At 57.6% G+C, this 1,185-nt stretch carries 1 rRNA gene (running past one end of the window); it reads right to left on the bottom strand.

Features of this window, described 5'->3' with window-relative positions:
• Positions 1-7: 7 nt before the first annotated feature.
• Positions 8-1,185: ribosomal RNA gene (locus AB0J42_RS37515) — 23S ribosomal RNA — on the bottom strand; its annotated part runs 1,390 nt beyond the window's last position; the annotation flags it as partial.

Genomic DNA, 1,185 nt, shown 5'->3' with positions numbered 1-1,185 from the left:
CTGCTTTGTGGTCAAGTCCTCGGCCTATTAGTACCGGTCAGCTCCACACGTTACCGCGCTTCCACACCCGGCCTATCAACCCCATCATCTATGGGGGGCCTTACCCCTTCACAGGGCGGGAGACCTCATCTCAAGGCAAGCTTCCCGCTTAGATGCTTTCAGCGGTTATCCCTCCCGAACGTAGCCAACCAGCCATGCACCTGGCGATACAACTGGCACACCAGAGGTTCGTCCGTCCCGGTCCTCTCGTACTAGGGACAGCCCCTTACAAGTCTCCTGCGCGCGCAGCGGATAGGGACCGAACTGTCTCGCGACGTTCTAAACCCAGCTCGCGTACCGCTTTAATGGGCGAACAGCCCAACCCTTGGGACCTACTCCAGCCCCAGGATGCGACGAGCCGACATCGAGGTGCCAAACCATCCCGTCGATATGGACTCTTGGGGAAGATCAGCCTGTTATCCCCGGGGTACCTTTTAGCCGTTGAGCGACACCGCTTCCACACGCCGATGCCGGATCACTAGTCCCAGCTTTCGCTCCTGCTCGACCCGTCAGTCTCACAGTCAAGCTCCCTTGTGCACTTACACTCAACACCTGATTACCAACCAGGCTGAGGGAACCTTTGGGCGCCTCCGTTACCCTTTAGGAGGCAACCGCCCCAGTTAAACTACCCACCAGACACTGTCCCCCACCCGGATACACGGGCGCGGGTTAGACATTCAAAACGACCAGAGTGGTATTTCACCAACGACTCCACCCGAACTAGCGTCCGAGCTTCCCAGTCTCCCACCTATCCTACACAAACCGCTCCGAACACCAATGTCAAGCTGTAGTGAAGGTCCCGGGGTCTTTCCGTCCTGCTGCGCGAAACGAGCATCTTTACTCGTACTGCAATTTCGCCGGGCCTGTGGTTGAGACAGCGGGGAAGTCGTTACGCCATTCGTGCAGGTCGGAACTTACCCGACAAGGAATTTCGCTACCTTAGGATGGTTATAGTTACCACCGCCGTTTACCGGCGCTTAAGTTCTCACCTTCGCACGTGTCACCACGCACTAAGCGGTCCCCTTAACGTTCCGGCACCGGGCAGGCGTCAGTCCGTATACATCGTCTTACGACTTCGCACGGACCTGTGTTTTTAGTAAACAGTCGCTTCCCCCTGGCCACTGCGACCCCCACCAGCTCAAGGTG

Source organism: Nonomuraea sp. NPDC049649 (assembly GCF_040675175.1).
Classification (GTDB): domain Bacteria; phylum Actinomycetota; class Actinomycetes; order Streptosporangiales; family Streptosporangiaceae; genus Nonomuraea.
This window is presented reverse-complemented; position numbering and strand designations above follow the sequence as displayed.